The sequence below is a fragment of the Nonomuraea sp. NPDC050478 genome (genome assembly GCF_044458265.1).
GTDB lineage: Bacteria > Actinomycetota > Actinomycetes > Streptosporangiales > Streptosporangiaceae > Nonomuraea > Nonomuraea ferruginea.
In genome coordinates this window covers 110,538-127,290 of record NZ_JBITHT010000009.1, presented here as the reverse complement: position 1 = coordinate 127,290, position 16,753 = coordinate 110,538, and the positions used below count along the sequence as shown (strand labels likewise).

At 73.2% G+C, this 16,753-nt stretch carries 17 protein-coding genes; 8 read left to right on the top strand and 9 right to left on the bottom strand.

Annotated elements, in window-relative coordinates:
- Nucleotides 1-55 precede the first annotated feature (55 nt).
- From ACIBF7_RS38085 to ACIBF7_RS38070, 4 genes are all read right to left on the bottom strand, one after another.
- The gene (locus tag ACIBF7_RS38085) at nucleotides 56-835 is read right to left on the bottom strand and encodes an SDR family NAD(P)-dependent oxidoreductase (RefSeq protein ID WP_345483102.1); all 780 of its coding nucleotides are present in this window, start codon (nucleotides 833-835) and stop codon (nucleotides 56-58) included.
- Nucleotides 836-932: 97 nt separating this feature from the next.
- A complete protein-coding gene (locus ACIBF7_RS38080) occupies nucleotides 933-1,673 on the bottom strand; it encodes an SDR family oxidoreductase (protein WP_219549585.1) in 741 nt (246 codons plus the stop codon).
- 87 nt (nucleotides 1,674-1,760) lie between these two features.
- A complete protein-coding gene (locus ACIBF7_RS38075; protein WP_397199291.1) occupies nucleotides 1,761-1,979 on the bottom strand; it encodes a ferredoxin in 219 nt (72 codons plus the stop codon).
- Nucleotides 1,976-3,196 (bottom strand): cytochrome P450, encoded by a 1,221-nt coding sequence (locus ACIBF7_RS38070; protein WP_271280491.1) that lies wholly within the window; start codon nucleotides 3,194-3,196, stop codon nucleotides 1,976-1,978. Before ACIBF7_RS38070 ends, ACIBF7_RS38075 begins: the two co-directional genes overlap by 4 nt.
- 199 nt (nucleotides 3,197-3,395) lie before the next feature.
- On the opposite strand from ACIBF7_RS38070, the gene ACIBF7_RS38065 reads away from it, so the two are divergent.
- The 3 genes from ACIBF7_RS38065 (at nucleotide 3,396) to ACIBF7_RS38055 (ending at nucleotide 5,734) form a co-directional block, all read left to right on the top strand.
- Complete coding sequence (locus ACIBF7_RS38065) at nucleotides 3,396-4,583, top strand: cytochrome P450 (protein ID WP_397199290.1); 1,188 nt, start codon at nucleotides 3,396-3,398, stop codon at nucleotides 4,581-4,583.
- 283 nt (nucleotides 4,584-4,866) lie between these two features.
- Nucleotides 4,867-5,256: a nuclear transport factor 2 family protein gene (locus ACIBF7_RS38060; protein ID WP_397199289.1), complete on the top strand. Its 390-nt coding sequence runs from the start codon at nucleotides 4,867-4,869 to the stop codon at nucleotides 5,254-5,256.
- A 7-nt stretch (nucleotides 5,257-5,263) separates the two neighbouring features.
- Nucleotides 5,264-5,734 carry an Lrp/AsnC family transcriptional regulator gene (locus ACIBF7_RS38055; protein WP_345483103.1) on the top strand — a complete coding sequence of 157 codons (471 nt, stop codon included), beginning with the start codon at nucleotides 5,264-5,266 and terminating at the stop codon, nucleotides 5,732-5,734.
- Nucleotides 5,735-5,778: 44 nt separating this feature from the next.
- Here the strand turns inward: ACIBF7_RS38055 and ACIBF7_RS38050 are convergent, their stop codons facing one another.
- The 4 genes from ACIBF7_RS38050 to ACIBF7_RS38035 all read right to left on the bottom strand — a co-directional run bounded on the left by ACIBF7_RS38050 (nucleotide 5,779) and on the right by ACIBF7_RS38035 (nucleotide 10,030).
- Nucleotides 5,779-6,600, bottom strand: coding sequence for an FAD binding domain-containing protein (locus ACIBF7_RS38050; protein ID WP_397199288.1), 822 nt, complete (start codon nucleotides 6,598-6,600; stop codon nucleotides 5,779-5,781).
- Nucleotides 6,597-7,064, bottom strand: coding sequence for a (2Fe-2S)-binding protein (locus tag ACIBF7_RS38045; RefSeq protein WP_148031137.1), 468 nt, complete (start codon nucleotides 7,062-7,064; stop codon nucleotides 6,597-6,599). Before ACIBF7_RS38045 ends, ACIBF7_RS38050 begins: the two co-directional genes overlap by 4 nt.
- Nucleotides 7,054-9,357, bottom strand: coding sequence for a xanthine dehydrogenase family protein molybdopterin-binding subunit (locus ACIBF7_RS38040; protein ID WP_397199287.1), 2,304 nt, complete (start codon nucleotides 9,355-9,357; stop codon nucleotides 7,054-7,056). Before ACIBF7_RS38040 ends, ACIBF7_RS38045 begins: the two co-directional genes overlap by 11 nt.
- Before the next feature lie 106 nt (nucleotides 9,358-9,463).
- On the bottom strand, nucleotides 9,464-10,030 hold the full coding sequence (locus tag ACIBF7_RS38035; protein ID WP_271278194.1) for a VOC family protein: 567 nt from the start codon (nucleotides 10,028-10,030) through the stop codon (nucleotides 9,464-9,466).
- Nucleotides 10,031-10,065: 35 nt separating this feature from the next.
- Between ACIBF7_RS38035 and ACIBF7_RS38030 the strand changes: the two genes are divergently transcribed.
- From ACIBF7_RS38030 to ACIBF7_RS38010, 5 genes are all read left to right on the top strand, one after another.
- The gene (locus tag ACIBF7_RS38030; protein ID WP_364234332.1) at nucleotides 10,066-10,812 is read left to right on the top strand and encodes an FCD domain-containing protein; all 747 of its coding nucleotides are present in this window, start codon (nucleotides 10,066-10,068) and stop codon (nucleotides 10,810-10,812) included.
- A 173-nt stretch (nucleotides 10,813-10,985) separates the two neighbouring features.
- Nucleotides 10,986-11,231 (top strand): hypothetical protein, encoded by a 246-nt coding sequence (locus tag ACIBF7_RS38025; RefSeq protein ID WP_148031141.1) that lies wholly within the window; start codon nucleotides 10,986-10,988, stop codon nucleotides 11,229-11,231.
- Nucleotides 11,228-12,940 (top strand): hypothetical protein, encoded by a 1,713-nt coding sequence (locus ACIBF7_RS38020; protein WP_397199286.1) that lies wholly within the window; start codon nucleotides 11,228-11,230, stop codon nucleotides 12,938-12,940. Before ACIBF7_RS38025 ends, ACIBF7_RS38020 begins: the two co-directional genes overlap by 4 nt.
- Nucleotides 12,937-13,764 (top strand): acyl-CoA thioesterase domain-containing protein, encoded by an 828-nt coding sequence (locus ACIBF7_RS38015; protein WP_397199285.1) that lies wholly within the window; start codon nucleotides 12,937-12,939, stop codon nucleotides 13,762-13,764. The genes ACIBF7_RS38020 and ACIBF7_RS38015 overlap by 4 nt, the downstream gene beginning before the upstream one ends.
- Nucleotides 13,765-13,781: 17 nt before the next feature.
- Nucleotides 13,782-14,519, top strand: a complete 738-nt coding sequence (locus ACIBF7_RS38010; protein ID WP_271278197.1) for an NIPSNAP family protein — start codon at nucleotides 13,782-13,784, stop codon at nucleotides 14,517-14,519.
- 82 nt (nucleotides 14,520-14,601) lie between these two features.
- On the opposite strand, the gene ACIBF7_RS38005 is transcribed toward ACIBF7_RS38010, so the two are convergent.
- On the bottom strand, nucleotides 14,602-16,719 hold the full coding sequence (locus ACIBF7_RS38005; RefSeq protein ID WP_397199284.1) for an acetate--CoA ligase family protein: 2,118 nt from the start codon (nucleotides 16,717-16,719) through the stop codon (nucleotides 14,602-14,604).
- Nucleotides 16,720-16,753: the final 34 nt, after the last annotated feature.

The window sequence follows — 16,753 nt, the reverse complement described above, 5'->3', positions numbered from 1 at the left end:
CCCGTGCACACGACGGCGGGGGCGCGTCACGTACGACGTGACGCGCCCCCAGTCGTCAGGCCTCGGCGAAGCCGACGGAGTCCACTGATGCCGGGCGCGGGAGGGAGGCGAGGGTGCTCTTGATGAGGCCGCCGTCGACGGCGAGGGTCTGGCCGCTGACGTAGGCGGACTTCTCGGAGCCGAGGAAGAGGACGGCGGCGGCGATGTCCTCGGCCGAGCCGAGCCGGGCCAGGGGCACCGCGCCCTCGCGGACGCGCCGGACCTCGGGGTCGGCGTAGATGGCGTCGGACATGCCCGCGTGGATGAGCCCGGGAGCCACGCAGTTGACCCGGATGCCGTGCCTGGCCCACTCCATCGCCATGTGCTCGGTCAGCCGGACGACGCCGGCCTTGCTGGCCGAGTAGGCGCCCGCGTTCGGGGCGGCCGCGATGCCGTTGATCGAGGCCAGGTTGACGATCGCGCCTCCGCCGGCGTCGGCCATCGCCCTGGCGAGCGTCCTGGCGACGATGAAGGTGCCCGTCAGGTTGACCCGCAGCGCGGCCTCCCACTCGGCCACCGGGAGGTCGAGCAGCGGCCCGAACCGGACGATGCCGGCGTTGTTCACCACCAGCTGCGGCGGCTCCGGCAGCAGCGCCGCCGCGGCGCGCACCGACTCCTCGTCGGCGACGTCGACGGCCGTGCCCGCGCACGCGTCGCCGATGTCGCGGGCCGTCTGCTCGACGGCCGGGCCGTCGACGTCCCATGCGGCGACCCGGTAGCCCTCTTTCACCGCGTACTCGGCGATGACGGCTCCGATGCCGTGCGCCGCCCCGGTGACCACGGCCCATTTCGTCATGCTGTTCTCTCCCCTTGTCGGCCTGTCCTAAGCGTCGTCATAAGGTTAACTACGCTAGTGGACGCGGCGGCGTGCCTTGTTCACAACGTTCGACGGGTCACAGCAGCGCCTGGTAGGCCCCTCCGTCCACGGGCACCGCCGCGCCGGTGAGGTAACCGGCCTGCGCCGAGCACAGGAACGCGACGACCGCGCCGAGGTCGGCCGGCTCGCCCAGCCGTCCCGCCGGCACGTCGCCGACCGGCGGGCTGTCGCCGTACACCTGCGTGACCCGTTCCGTACGGTGCAGGCCGGGCTGCACGGAGTTCACCGTGATCCCGTCCGCGGCCACCTCGCGGGCCAGCGTGCGCAGGAAACCCGTGGCGCCCGCGCGTGCGGTGTTGGACAGCGCGAGGTTCGGGTACGGCTGGCGCACGCCGAGCGAGGTGATCGCGACGATCCGGCCCCAGCCACCCTCCCGCATGAACGGCAGCGCGGCCAGCGACATCCGCACGACGGCGAGCAGGCTGCGTTCCAGCGCCGGTCGATAGGCGTCCAGCGGGGTCTGCGCGATCGTGCCGGGCGGCGGGCCCGGCCCGTTCACCACCAGGATGTCGAGCCCGCCCATCAGCGCCGCGGCCTCCTCCACGAACGCCGCGGCACCGTCCGGTCCTGAGACGTCGGCGCGCAGCCACCGCACGCCGGGCCCCAGGCGCTCCGCCGCGGCGCGCGCCCGCTCCTCGTCGGAGCCGCAGATCGTGACCCGCGCCCCCTCCGCGACCAGCGCGGCCGCGCTCGCGTGACCGAGCCCCGCGCTCGCCGCCGCCACGGCCGCACGCCGGCCCCGGATTCCCAGGTCCACGACTACGGCTCGCGCCGCGCGGCGGACCGCCCGAGCAGCCCGCCCGAGGTGTTCACGAACGGGATCAGTCGTGACGCGAAGGCGCCCTCAGTAGACATCGATCTCCTCGTCCCCGTCGAAGACGCGGATGGCGCCGGAGGGACAGTCGCGGGCGAGGTCGAAGATGTGCTCGTCCGTCAGCCGCGGCCCGCCAGGGACCAGCGCGACGATCTCGTCGTCGTCGAAGCGGAACGACTCCGGCGCCTCCGCGACGCACCTGCCGGAGCTGATGCACACGTCCCGGTCGAGCTGGATCCGGTACGTCACTCGCCGCCTCCGAACAGGACCGGGTAGGAGCCCCAGTAGGGCCGCTGAGTGTTGGCGTCACGCTGCGGCGGGTTGTCCGGGTCGCGCCGCACCCGCGCCGCGAACATCCGCTGGACCACACCGGTGACCAGGCCGAAGAGGTGGTCGTCCGGATCCGAGCCGGCCCGTTGCACGACCCCGGCGGCGAGGTCCTGGCCGATGCACACGTGCATCCCCGCGGCGAAGCTCAGCCCGAACGGGGCCACGTTCGGGGGGAACGTGCGGTGCGGGTCGAACGCGGCGGCGTCCGCGCCGAAGACCTCCGGGTCGCGGTTGACCGACTGCAGGTCGATCACCACGGTCGCGCCCTCGGGGATCTCGATGCCGGAACGCAGCGAGACCGGAGCCAGCGCGCGCCTCCGGCCGATCGGGCTGGACGGGTTGAGCCGTACGGTCTCGTGCACGGAGCGCTGGACGAACAGCGGGTCGGCGGCGGCGAGCCCGGCGTCCTCGGGGTGCGCCTCGATCCAGCCCAGGATGTGATCGACCGAGCGGACGAACGCGGTGGCGCTGGTGTGCGCGCCGGCCAGCAGGAAGAACGCGACCTCCCTGCGGATCACCTCGTGCGGCAGGCGCAACTCCCCGGTGTGGCGCAGCAGCGTGGTCAGCACGTCGCTGGGCACGTCCACGTCCTCGCCGGCCGCCTCCCGCTCCAGCAGGTCGCGGCGGCGGGCGATGGACGGGGCCAGGAACTCCGCGTCCCAGTCTTCGAGGGCCCGCGCGATCACGCGCCGCTGCTCGTCCTTGTCCTTCGTCGAGTGCGCGAGCGTGGCGCCCTCGATGAAGCTCATCATGTACGCGTAGAGCCGGCCGGTCTCCTCGGCGGTGCCCGCGGGGCGGTCGACGCCCGCGGTCAGGGCGGCGAGGTTGAGCATCAGCTCGTGCCCCAGGTGCACCAGGTCGACCCGGCCCTCCGCCTGGTACGGGGCCAGGGTCTGCTCGATCACCCGCGGGAACAGCTCGCGTTCGTAGCGTTCGAACACCTCGCGGCGGAACATCCGGTTCTCCACCCGGCGCCGGGACCGGTGCTCGTCGCCGTGCAGGTTCACCAGCACGTCCGCCATCACGACCTCGCCCTCGTCGTAGAGCGACTGGCGCAGGTCCTTGCTGCGATAGGCGTCCTTGGCGTCCGCGAACGTGGTGAGGACGATCGTTGTCTCTTCGGCGACGGCTGTCATCTGGACTTGCTCCTCCGTTGCGCACGACCGGATCGGGGGGTTGCCGGTCCCTGCTGAGGGTCTCGTGGCTCACCGAGCGGCGTCAAGACCCTAACGACGAATGACAGGGCGGTACGCAGGGTCACATCTTCCGCAGGGCGGTGTCCGCTGGTAGCGTCGTTAGTGTTCTAACCCCGTGTCAATCAGGGAGCGCGTGGCGATGACGACGATCACTCTTGACGGCTACGCCGACGTACGCGAGGCCTTCCGGCTGCGCGACCTCAAGCAGGCGCTCTACGACGAGGGCGGGGTCGTCATGGCCGACTGCCTGCTGGTGCTGCACGGGGAGGACCACCGCGTGCGGCGCAGGGTGGAGAACCGGCTGTTCCGCCGGGGCACGTTCCGGCACTGGGAGCGCGAGTTCCTGCACGACGTCGTCCGCGACACGCTGGCGCCGTTCGCCGCCGACGGCCGCGCGGACCTGGTCGAGCTCGGCTACCGCACGATCATGAGCTTGACCGCGCTGGTCGCCGGCATCGACCGGCCCACCGGCTCCGCGGCCGAGGCGGACGCGCTCTACCGCTACGCGAAGAAGTTCTCCGAAGGCGCCACCCTGGTGCACACCACCCGGGACCCGGACGTCGTCCGGGCCGAGGTGCGGGCGGCGCTGGACGAGTTCGACGCCACGTTCATGCGGCCGTCGCTGGAGCGCCGCAGGGCGTTGCTGGCCCGGCACGCGGCCGGCGAGCTGGGTGAGCAGGACCTGCCCCGCGACGTGCTCACCGGCCTGCTGCGCCACTGGGACGAGCTCGGCATCGACCAGGAGATCCTGCTCCGCGAATGCGCCTTCTACCTCCAGGCAGGCTCGCACAGCACCGCCGACGCGTTCACGCACTCGGCCGACGAGTTCTTCGCCTGGGTCCGCCGCGACCCGGCCGCCGCCGAGAAGGCCCTCGACGACCCGGCCCTGCTCCAGCGCTGTGTGCACGAGACCCTGCGGCTGCACCCGGCCAGCCCTGTCGCGCAGCGGCGCGCGCTGGCCCCCGCCGTGCTGCGCGGCGGCACCGAGATCCCCGAGGGCGCGTTCGTCGTGCTGGACATCGCGGCGGCCAACCGCGACCCCCGGATGTTCGAGCGCCCGGACGAGTTCGACCCCCTGCGCGAGGTCCCGGCCGGCGTCCCCCGCTGGGGCCACGCCTTCGGCGGCGGCACCCACGCGTGCATCGGCACCGAACTCGCCGGCGGTGTCCCGGCGGCGGACGACGCCGAGCAGGTTCTCGGTACGGTCACCCTCATGCTGTCGGCCCTGCTCACCGCCGGCGCCCGCCCCGACCCCCACCATCCGCCCAGGCGCGACCCCAACTCCTCCCGCGACCACTTCGCCTCCTATCCAGTGCTGTTCCGATGACATCCACCCACGCGGTGAGATCGGCCTACGCGGTGAGATCCGTCTGTGCGGTGAGATCCGTCTGTGCGGTGACGACCGGCTGTGGGGTGGGATCCGACCAGGCGGTGCCATCCGCCCGGAGGGTGGCGTCCGCTTGCGCGGTGACGCCTGACCAGGCGATGACATCCGCTCGCGCTGTGACATCTGCCTGTGCGGTGGCGTCCGCTTGTGCGGTGAGGTCCGTCTGTGCGGTGACGACCGGCTGTGGGGTGTTGGGCGCTCACGGGAGGGTGGGTGGGGACGGGTGACGGCCGGGTATCGGGTGACGGAGCGTTTTCTGGCGGCGGTGCACGCCAGGGATGCGGACGCGGCGGCCGGATGTTTCGCGGAGGACGGTACCTACGCGAACGTCCCGCATGCGCCCGTGGCCGGGCGGGCCCCCGTCGCGGCGTTGCTCCGGCCGATTCTGGGCCGCGCCGAGCGGGTGCGGTGGGAGCTGGTGACCGCGAGCTACACGGACGAGCGCGCGTGGCTCGAACGGGTCGACCGGTTCTGGATCGACGGCCGGGAGTACAGCGTCGCCTGCAACGGCGTCGCGGAGGTGGATCCCGCCCGCGAGCTGATCACCGGCTTCCGCGACTACACCGATCTGGCCCCCTGGCGGGCGCTGATCGCCCCCGTGCTGGCGGGCTGACAGTCTCGTGGACCTCGACGACCTGGACCTGGCCCTCCTGCGCCTGCTCCTGGAGGAGCCGCGCGCGGGCTACCGCGAGTACGCGCGGGTGCTCGGCGTCGCCAGGGGCACGGTGCAGGCCCGCATCGCGCGGCTGGAGCGGCGCGGGGCGATCACCGGCTACGCCGCGCACGTGTCGCCGGCCGCCCTCGGCTACACGGTCCAGGCGTTCGTGCACCTGCACCTCGCGCAGGGCAGGCTGGACGACGTGACCGAGCGGCTCGGCCAGCTCCCGGAAGTGCTGGAGGCACACTCGACCACCGGAGAGGGCGACCTGCTGTGCCGGATCGCCGCCCTGGACAACGGTCACCTGGAGCAGATCGTGCAGGCCCTGCTCGCGCTTCCCGGCGTGGTCCGGACCCGTACCGAGGTAGCCCTGCGCGGTCGCGTCCCGTACCGCGTGCTCCCGCTCCTCCAGCAGGTCAAGCCGACGTCCTGAACGAGCGGGGCCCGGCCGCGAGGTCGCGGCCGGGCCCCGGGCTTCTACAGCGCGGCCAGGGCGCGGGTCACCAGCACCTCGGCGAGGTGGGTGCGGTAGGACGCGCTCGCCACCGCGTCGTCCGGCGGCTCGCAGCCCCACGCGGCCAGCCGGGCAGCCTCGGCGGCCGGTTCGCCCGCCGCCAGGGCCTCCTCCACCGCCGTCGCCCGCACCGGCGTCGGCCCCATGCCGATCAGCGCGATCGCCACGCCCCCGCCGGGCCGGGCCTGGGCCGCGACCCCGACCACGGCCCAGTCCAGGGCGCGGCGGCTGAACTTCTCGAACGCGTACGACCGGCCGGGCGCGGCCGGCAGCCGGATCTCGGTGAGCAGCTCGCCCGGCGCCAGCGCGTTACGGCGCCGGCCGGTGAAGAACTCCCGCGCCGGGATCTCCCGTACGCCCGCAGGGCCGCGCGCCACCAGCACCCCGTCCAGCGCGAGCACGGCGCCGGCCAGGTCGGCCGCCGGATCGGCGTGGGCCAGCGAGCCGCCGATCGTGCCCCGGTTGCGCACCTGCGGGTCGCCGATCCGGCGCGCGGCGGCGGCCAGCAGCGGCACCTGCGCGGCCACCACCGGGTCGCGCTCCAGGGTCCGGTGGCTGGTGAGCGCGCCGACCGCGATCCGGTCGCCGTCCGTTCTGACGTACGACAGCTCGCGGAGCCGGCCGATGTCGACCAGGACGCCCGGCTCGGCCCGCCGCAGCTTCATCGCGGGCAGCAGCGAGTGACCGCCCGCCAGCGGCCTGGCGGCGTCGCCGTGCCGGGAGAGCTCGTCGAGCGCCTCCTCGACGGAGCCGGCGCGCACGTAGGAGAAGCCGGCCGGGATCACTTCGCGCCTCCGTTCGCGGCGGCCCACTGGACCGACTCGACGATCATCTGGTAGCCGGTGCACCGGCACATGTTGCCCTTGAGCCCGCCGCGGATCTCCTGCTCCGTCGGGTCGGGGTTCTCGGCGAGCAGCGCGGTGGCCGCCATCACCATGCCCGGCGTGCAGAACCCGCACTGCAGCCCGTGACACTGCCGGAAACCCTCCTGCACGGGCGACAGCCCGTCCTCACCGGCCAGCCCCTCGACCGTGGTGACCGCGAGGCCGTCGGCCTGCGCCGCCAGGACGGTGCAGGATTTCACGGCCTCGCCGTCGAGCAGGACCGTGCAGGCGCCGCAGCTGGAGGTGTCGCAGCCGACGTGCGTGCCCGTCAGGGACAGCGTGTCGCGCAGGAAGTGGACGAGCAGCAGCCGGGGCTCGATCTCCCGGCTGTGCGCCTGCCCGTTGACGGTGATCTCAACTCGCATCGTGCATGACCTTCCAGACTCGTTCCGGCGTGCAGGGCATCTCCACGTCGCGCACGCCGAGATGGGCCAGCGCGTCCACCACGGCGTTCACCACGGCCTGCGGCGCCGCCGTCGCGCCCGCCTCGCCGAGCCCCTTGGCGCCGAGCGGGTTGAAGCTGGACCTCGTCTCGATGTGGTGGGTCTCGTACGGGGGCAGGTCCAGCGCGCCCGGCACCATGTAGTCCTCCAGGGAGGCGGTGAGCGGCCGGCCGCCGGCGTCGAAGGCGACCTTCTCGAACAGCGCCTGCGCGATGCCCTGGGCGACCCCGCCGTGGATCTGCCCGCGGGCCGTCATCGGGTTGATGACGGTGCCGCAGTCGTCCACGCAGACGTAGCGCAGGATCGACACCCGCCCGGTGTCGCGGTCGATCTCCACCACGCACCCGTGCGCCCCGCTCGGGTAGCTGAGGTTCTTCGGCTCGAAGTACGAGGTGTTCTCCAGGCCGAGCGCGGCGCCCTCGGGCAGCAGGTGCGGCTTGAAGGCGCGCTCCGCCACCTCCGCCAGCGTCACCGTCGCGTCGGGCACGCCCTTGACCTGGAACCCGTCGCCGATCCGCACCAGGTCGTCCGCGTCGGCCTCCAGCATGTGGGCCGCGACGCGCCTGGCCTTGTCCGCCACCTCCACCGCGGCCATCCGCACGGCGTTGCCCGCGACCGGCATGCCGCGGCTGCCCATGGTGCCGGTGCCCTCCTGCACGACCGCGGTGTCCCCGTACAGCACGCTGATGGCGTCGAAGGGCACGCCCAGCTGGTCGGCGGCGATCTGGGCCAGCGCCGTCTGGTGGCCCTGCCCGTGCGGGGCGGTGCCGACCAGGACGATCACCGACCCGTCCGGCTGCATCCGGACGTTCGCCGACTCCCAGCCGCCGAGGTAGCCGAACTGCTCGAACAGCGGCGTGGGCCCGAACCCGCCCATCTCCACGAACGTGGACAGCCCGACGCCGAGCAGCGGCGCGCGCGGGTCGGCGAGCCGCCGCGCCTGCTCCTCGCGCAACCCGGCGTAGCCGAGCCGGTCCAGCAGCAGGTCCAGCGCGGCCGGGTAGTCGGCCTCGTCGTACACGATCCCCTCGAACGGGGTCTGGTACGGCATCTCGCCCGGCTGGATCAGGTTCGCCTTCCGGACGTCGGCGGGGTCCCTGCCGAGCTCGCGGGCGACCAGGTCGACCACCCGCTCGATCAGGAAGCTCGCCTCGGGCCGTCCCGCCCCCCGGTAGGACGCGGTAGGCGTGGTATTGGTAACGACGCTCCGGTAGCGCGCGGCGATCTTCGGGATCTTGTAACAGCCGCCCAGCATGTACGAGGTGAGCGTGGCGAGACCGATGCCCACCGGGTCGGGCACGCCGCCGATGTTGACCGTGAGCGTCACGTCCAGGGCGAGGATGCGGCCCTCGTCGTCGAAGCCCACCTCGACGTCCTGCAGCTGGTCGCGGCCGTGGTAGGTGTGCACCATGTGCTCGCCGCGGGTCTCGACGTACTTGACCGGCCGGCCGAGCCGGCGCGACAGCTCGGGCGCGAGGAACAGCTCGGGCATGAACGACGACTTCACCCCGAAGGCGCCGCCGACGTCGGGCGCGACCACCCGGACCAGGTGCCTGGCGAGCCCGAACCGCTCGGCGATCTCCGCCCGGACCCGGTGCGGCGCCTGCACCGTGGCCCACACGGTCGGCCCGGCCCCGGTCCAGTCGGCGAGCACCCCGTACGGCTCCATCGGCGCTCCGGCGCAGCGCTGGTTGACCAGGCGGGCGCGCAGCCGGTGCGGGGCGGCCTCCAGATCGGCCGTCACGTCGTCCGGCGTCACCTGCTGTTCCAGGGCGAGGTTGCCGGGCAGCGGCGCGAAGATGGGCACCGCGTCCGGCGCCAGCGCGTCGGCCACCGTGGCCATCACCGGCAGCGGCTCGTACGCCACGCGCACGGCGCGCGCCGCGTCGGCGGCGGCGTACCGGTCGGCGGCGACGACGACGGCCACCGGCTCGCCGACGTAGTGCACCTTGCCGGCGGCCAGGTAGCCGCGTTCCAGGCCGGGCACGGACGGGCGGGGCGGCAGGCCGGCGAAGTCCCGCGCGGTCCAGACGCCGACCACGCCGGGCAGCGAGCGGGCCTCCTCGGCGTCGACGCCGGTGATGAGCGCGTGGGCCTCCGTGCTGTGCACGTAGACCATGTGGAGCAGCCCGGGACGATGGATGTCGTCCACGAACGTGCCGCGCCCGGTGAGCAACGCGGCGTCCTCCTTGCGTGGTACTGCCGAGCCGATCATCGTCACAGGCCACCTCCGTTGGTGCCAGGGGCGCGTCGTTAGACGTATAGCGACTTATATTGTCGCCTACGTCACACCTCCGGCAAGACCTTGGTGCGGCCGATCATCAAGAGGGGTACACGACGTGGTCGCCGAAGGCGGCGCGCACCACGTCCGCCCGGCGCGCGTCCAGGAGTTCCAGGCACCAGGGCACCTGGGCGTCACGCGACTCCGAGTACAGCCAGAACCCCGGATCGACGGGAAGCGGGCCGCTGCCGCGGGCCACCGCGGACACCGGCGCCCCGGCGGGCCCGGGCCGGAGGCGGGCGGCGGGGGAGTAGGTGACGTCGGCGTGATCGGCGAGCGCGGCCACGGCGTGGTCCAGGTCGCGTACCCAGAAGGCCAGGTGGTGGATGCCGGGGCCGCGGGTCTCCAGCCAGGCCGAGGTGCGGGTGCGGCCCTCCAGCGGCTCGACCAGCTCGATCGCCGTGTCCGCCAGGCGGGCCATGGCGATCCTGGAGCGGGACGGGCCCTGCCGCTCGCCGTGCAGCTGGAGGAGGCCGGCCGGCTGGTCGATCTCGGTGACCAGCCAGTCGGAGACGCCCAGCAGCGTGCCCCAGGTGCGGGTGAACTCCGCCACGCTGGGCACGGCGATGCCCACGTGGCACAGTCCGAGCAGGCCGAGATCGGTCATCGGGTCCTCCTGTGCGTGCTGCGTACAATCTGCGGGTGCGAGTTGATCCCGGTGAGCGCCGCCCGAAGCTGTCTCTCGAGGTCGCCAGGCAGATCGTGGAGACGATGCGCGACAGCGGCATGGGCCCGGGCGACCGCTACCTGCCGGAGGCCGAGGCGATGCGGCGGCACGGCGTGGGGCGGGGCACCTACCGGGAGGCGCTCCGGTTCCTGGAACACCAGGGGCTGATCGTGATGCGGCCGGGGCCGAACGGCGGGCCGGAGATCGTGCAGCCCGGCTGGCCCAACCTCGCCTCCACCGTCGCCCTGCTGCTGCAGTTCGCCGGGGCGCCGCTGAGCTCGGTGCTGGACGCCCGGGTGATGATCGAGCCCGGCCTGGCGGAGCTGGCCGCGCGCAACGCCACCGACGAGGAGCTGGCCGCGATGGCGGGCGACCTCGACGCGATCGAGCGCGGGCTCGGCTCCTACCGGGCCTTCTCCGCGGCTTACGAGTCCTACTGGCGCCACCTGGCCGAGAGCTGCCACAACCAGCTGTTCGCCTTCCTCAGCCCGGCCCTGCGGGCGATCGTGAACAGCGCCGGGTTCGTGCCGGACGAGCGCTACCGCGCGCAGGTGCTGGGCCGGCTGCGCACGGTGCACGCGGCGGTGGCGGCGCGTGACGCGCAGGCGGCCCGCGACGCGATGCGCGAGCTGGAGGAGGAGTTCGGGCGGCGGCTGCGCGAGGGCTACCCCCGGCAGATCGCCCAGGTGATCGACTGGTCGGACGTGCGCGAGCCGTCCTGACTTTCCCGCGCGCACCCGCTTGAGGGTTGCCACCGTTTCACTTTATCGTAGCAATGATAGAAAACATAGCTGAGAAAAACTAGGTACCTGAATTCTCCTCCGGTCTCTTGTCGGCCGCTCGCACGGGCTGTAAAACTAGGTACCTGGTTATGGAAGCAAGGGTGGTGATGGCCGTGACGTCGACCGGAGCGCGGCTGGTGGCGGAGTTCGAGCGGATGGTCAGCCGTGACGGCGGCGAGCTCGTGCTGCTGGCGGAGGACGCCGGCACGATCCGGGTCGGTTACCGGCCCGGCAGCGCGGGTCCCGACTGCGCGGACGACGTGTGCGTCCTGCCGCAGCACGAGCTGAGCCAGCTCATGGCGGAGACACTGCGCCGCCGCAGCCCAGGAACGGAGATCGTGGTGGAGGTCCTTACATGAGTGCCCGGCTGAGCATCGTCAACCCGGTGGCCACGCCACGCTCCCACGCCGACGGCGACCGGTTCCCGCCCGCGCCGCGGCCGGAGACGCTCGACGGCGCCACGGTGGCGCTCTACTGGAACGGCAAGCAGAACGGCCTCGACGCGCTGGTCAAGGCCCGCGAGCTGATCGAGGCCGCGTACGAGGACGTCACGTTCGTCGAGATGACCGGCGCGCTCGGCGGCACGACCCGCTACCTGTCGGAGGAGCAGCTCACGCTCATCGAGGAGAAGGTCGACGCCCTGGTGGGCACCTCCGCCGACTGCGGCAGCTGCACCTCCTGGCTCATCCGCGACCTGTGCGAGGTGGAGCGGCGCGGCGTGCCGGCGATCGGCTACACCGCGGCGATCTTCGACGAGGACGCCCGGTTCAGCGCCAAGACCTTCGGGGTGCCCGAGGCCTGCCCGGTCATCGTGCCCGAGTGCTTCTCCAACAAGGACACCGCCGAGATCCACCGCATGGTCGAGGAATCGTTCGCCGAGGTGGTCGAGTGCCTGACCAAGCCGCGGCCGGTCTTCGACGTGCTGCCCGAGTTCGCCTCGATGGTCCTGGAGAGCGCCCCCGAGCTGCACTACGGAGGGGGCGACCTGCTGGAGGCGTTCGACGAGATGCAGCGCCGGTTCGTGGCCAACGGCTGGAGCGACGGCATGCCGCTGGTGCCGCCCACCCGGGCCAAGGTCGACGCCATGGTCGCGGCGTCCGGGCTGGACGGCGGCCACGTCGTGGGCGACTTCGCGCCGGGGTTCGGCATCGGCACGGTCGAGAAGATCGCGGCCAACGCGGTCATGGCCGGCTGCCGGCCCGAGACCATGCCGGTGATCATGGCCATGATGGAGTGCGTGCTGGACCCGTCCATCGGGCTGCGCACCTGGGCCATGTCCACCGGCCCGCAGGCGCCCGTGGTGCTGGTGTCCGGCCCGATCGCCGACGAGATCGGCATGAACCGCGGCATGTGCGCCCTCGGCCCCGGCTCCGTCTCCGAGGTCAACGTCGCCATCGGCCGCGCCCTGCGGCTGATCATGATGAACGTCGGCCTGTCCTACCCCGGCATCACCGACATGGACACCATCGGCACGCCGATGAAGTTCTCCGCCTGCGTGGCGGAGAACGAGGAGCGCACCCCGTGGGCGCCGTGGCGGGTGCAGCAGGGCCACTCCCTCGAAGACTCCACGGTCACCGTGAACGTGCCGTACGGAATGACCGAGTTCTTCGACTTCCAGAACTCCGACCCGGAGAAGCTCATCGAGAGCTGGTCCACGCTCACCTCCCACGCGGTCGGCACGCCGTCCGCCGGGGCGTGGCTGATCAAGAAGGACGCGCCGCTGGAGGCCGGCTACCCGTTCCACGGCACGTTCTCCAACCTGCTGCTGATGGCGCCCGACCACGCAGCCGCGTTCGCCGCCGCCGGGTGGACGCCCGCCGACATCAAGGAGGCCATCCACCGGCGCACCAAGCTGCCCTTCCGCCAGCTCATGCTCAACCAGTCGATGCCGGCCTTCGAGACCTCGCACCCCGAGCTGCGCTGGCTGCTCGACGCCCCCGAGACGCCGGTCACCGTCAACCCGTCGGCCGACTGCTTCGAGCTGTTCGTGGTCGGGGCCAAGGCGGGGCGCAGCCAGTTCTGCTTCGGCGGCACCAACTCGGTGACCAAACCCGTGATCAGGCGATGACCTGGCCGCTCGGCGGCCCGCCGTCCGACGTGCCCGTGTCCCGCGAGATCTGCTCCGGGACCGGCGCGCTCTTCGGCGGCTGGGGGCTCGGGCTGCTCGCCGACGCCGCCCAGCGCGCTACCGGGCGGCGGTTGCGCGACCTGTCCGCGGCCTTCCTGCGGCCCGTCGCGCGTGGCGCCCGGCTCTCCGTACGGTGCGACGTGCTCACCGAGGGCCGGGCCCTGTCCCACTGCCGCCTCGACGCCACCGACGGCGACCGACCGGCCCTCACCGGCACCGCCGTCGTGGAGGCGACCTCAGCCGCGCACCCTGAGACGGCGGCCTCGGCCGGGGCCGCCGCGCTCCTTGAGATCGCGGGCGCTGGGACGGTGGCGCCGGGCGGCGGCGTCGCTCGCCCTGGGACGGTGACCTCGGGCGGCGTCGCGAGCCCGCCGCGGGTTCCCGGGCCGTTGGAGTGTCCGGAGCGCTCGTACGAGTCGGGGTCAGGCGGCGCGATGATGCTCGACGTCCGGGTGGCCGGTGGGTCGCCCGGGTCGGTGCTGTTGTGGGCGCGGGTGCTCTGCGACGTGCCGGACGAGGTGCGGCTCGCGGTGGTCAGCGACCACGTCCCCTACCTGCTGCGCCGGACCCTGCCGGGACGGCCCCGGGTGACCACCGTCAGCGCGTCGCTCCGGCTGTTCGGCGGTCCCGTCGCCGAGTGGGTCCTGCTCGACGTGAGCCTGGTGGCCCGCGCCGGCCGCACCGCCGCCGGCCGGGTGGCGCTGTGGCAGGACGGCGCCTCCCTGGCCGGGGTCGCCGAGCAGACCATGCGCCTCAGCGCCTGAACCTCCGGAGGGTCCCCGTGAACGACAAGATGTACATCCACGAGTTCATCGACGTCACCGGCCACAACCGCGCCCGCTACATGCACCACATGACCGCCAACTTCAGCCCCATCGCCCAGGAGGAGCGCGACCAGCTCTGCTACGGGGTGTGGGGCGTCGTCGGCTCGACCGCCTGGTGGCCGGGCGTGGTCAACATCTGGGAGGAGGACGGGTGGGACGGCCTGGCGTCGTCGTTCCGGCACGAGCTGGGCCACCCGTCGCTGCAGGACCCGAAGCTGGCCGCCTGGTGGGCGGCCGCCGCCGAGATGCGCTCCGGCGGCGTCGACCGCCTGCTCCTGCCCGCGCCGTGGACGCGCACCATCGAGGAGCTGTGCGCCGACGGGGTGCGCGGCGAGGTGTACGCGCACGAGCGGATCACGGTGCCGCCGGGGGACGCGGCCGACTTTCTGGAACGGGTCCGCGACCAGGCCGTCCCGCACTACGGGCGCTTCGGCTGGGACCTGGCCGGCGCCTGGCGGACCGCGCTCGGCGACGACTCCGAGTGCTTCCTGCTCTGGGCCGTGCCTGACTACGAGCGGTGGGCCGCCTTCGAGGCCGCGAACGACGCCGACCGGGCCGCCGGCGGCTGGAAGACCCGGCTCCGCGACACGGCCCGGTCGTTCCAGCGCATCCTCCTGGTCGACGCCCCGCTGTCCCCCATGCGCATCGGCCGCCAACCGGCCCGCTCCGACCGCACCGAGGACTGGTCAGAGTAACCAGACCAGCCCGCCGCACCGCGCGCGGGGCCGGGCCGGGTGTGGGAGCCCGGCCCGGCCCCGCGTCGTGCGGGGGTTCACGTCAGGACGTGATCACCAGGGCGTCGACGGCCACCGCTCCGAGGCCGCTCGGCCGTACCAGCAGGGGGTTGACGTCCAGTTCGCGTATGGAGTCGCCGAGCTCCAGCGCGAGGGTCTGCAGGCGCATGACCGCGTCGGCGACCGCGTCCAGGTCGCCGGCGGGCCGGCCGCGGACGCCGGCGAGCAGCGCCGGCGCGCGGGTCTCGCCGATCATCCGCAGCGCCTCCTCACGGGAGAACGGCGGCACCCGGAACGACACGTCCCGCACCACCTCGGTGAACACCCCGCCCAGCCCGAACGTGATCGTCGGCCCGAACGGCGCCTGGTGGCTGACCCCCAGGATGAGCTCGGCCACCGCGTCGGTCACCTGCGGCTGGACCACCACCCCCGTCAGCCGCAGCCCCGAGGCCCCGGCCACGATCTCCGCGTACGCGTCCCGTACCCCGTCCGCGTCGCGGAGCCCCACCCGGACCAGCCCGAGGTCGGACTTGTGGGCCAGGCCGTCGGCGAGCGCCTTGAGCACCACGGGATACCCGAAGCGGGCCGCCGCCGCCACCGCCTCGTCCGGCGACGCGGCGACCGCCTCCTCCACCACCGGGATCCCGTACGCGCGCAGCACGTCCTTCGCGGCCACCTCGTCCAGCGTCGAGCCGGGCACGAGCCGTCCACGGACGGCGGCCAAGGCGGCGGACGGCTCGCGCGGCGCGTCCGCGAACGGGCCCCGGTAGCCGCGGTGCAGCGCCCAGAAGTCCGCCATCGCCCGGATGCCGCGGACCGCCGTGCGGAAGGAGTGGAACACCGGGATGCCCGCCTCGCACAGCGCCCGATGGTCGGCGTCCCTGATCGGCGACGTCCAGGCGACCACGATCGGCTTGCCGCCCCGCTCGTGCAGCGCGATCAGGTCGCGGGTGATGGCGTCGCTCATGCCGGGGAACACGCCGGTGATCGGCGCGAGCAGGACGTCGGTGTTGGCGTCCTCGATCAGCGCCTCCAGCACCTTTCGGCCCTCGGGCCGGGCGGTCGCGACGCCGCCCGTGTCGACCGGGTTGCCGAGGTGCAGGTAGCCGGGCAGCAGCTCGCGCAGCCGGGCGATCGTACGCTCCTCCAGCCGGGGCAGCGGCACCCCGGCCAGGCCGCACAGGTCGGCCACGTGCGAGCCGGTGCCGCCTGACATGACGCACAGCGCCACCCGGTCCCCGGCCAGCGGCGGCGTGTGGCAGAACGCGCCGGAGACCTCGATCGCCTCGTCGATGTCGTCCACCCGGATCACCCCGGACTGGCGGAACACGGCGTCGTGCACCGCGTCGGGGCCGGTCAGGTGCCCGGTGTGCGCCTTGGCCATGGCCTGGCCCTGGTCGCTGCGGCCGACCTTGATGCAGACGATGGGCACGCCCGCGCGCACCGCCTCGTCGGCGGCCAGCCGCATGGTGCGGCCGTCGACGAAGCCCTCGACGTACGCGGCGATGGCGCCGACGCCCGGCGTCCTGGCGAAGTGCGCGGCGAAGTCGGCGAACTCCAGGTCCACCTCGTTGCCGACGGTCGCCCAGGCGTGGACGCCGATGCCCAGCTCCTGCCCCTGCACGACGGGCCGTCCCTGGTTGCCCGACTGGGTCACCACGGCGAGCTTGCGGCCGGGCAGGCCTTCGCGCCACGGCTCGATGAGGTTGAGGTTCGTGTTGGGGCCGATGATCCGCATCGGGCCGCGGGCGAGCTCCTCCAGCCGCCGCTGCGCCGCGTGCCCCTCCTCGGTGCCCAGCTCGGCGAAGCCGGCCGCGAACACGTACGCGAACCGCACGCCCTTGGCCAGGCAGTCCTCCAGCACCGGCAGCGGGTCGCGGACGAGCACGATCGCCACGTCGACGTCGCCGGGGACGTCCAGGACGTTGCGGTACGCGGGGACGCCGTCGATGGCGGGCTTGACCGGGTGGACCGGGTGGACGGCGCGGGCCCCCCGCGCGAGCAGTCGTTCCCTGGCCTGGCGCCACTGGGCCCGCTGCGGGCTGCCCTCGGTGTCGGTGGCCCCGATCACCGCGACCGAGCGCGGGGCGAACAGGGGGTCCCAGTCGATGGCCCGCAGGGCGAGCGGGCGGCCGCTGACGTCGAGTGGGGGTGAAGTCATGTGATCAAGCCTAGCTCAAAGAGAGCAATCATGG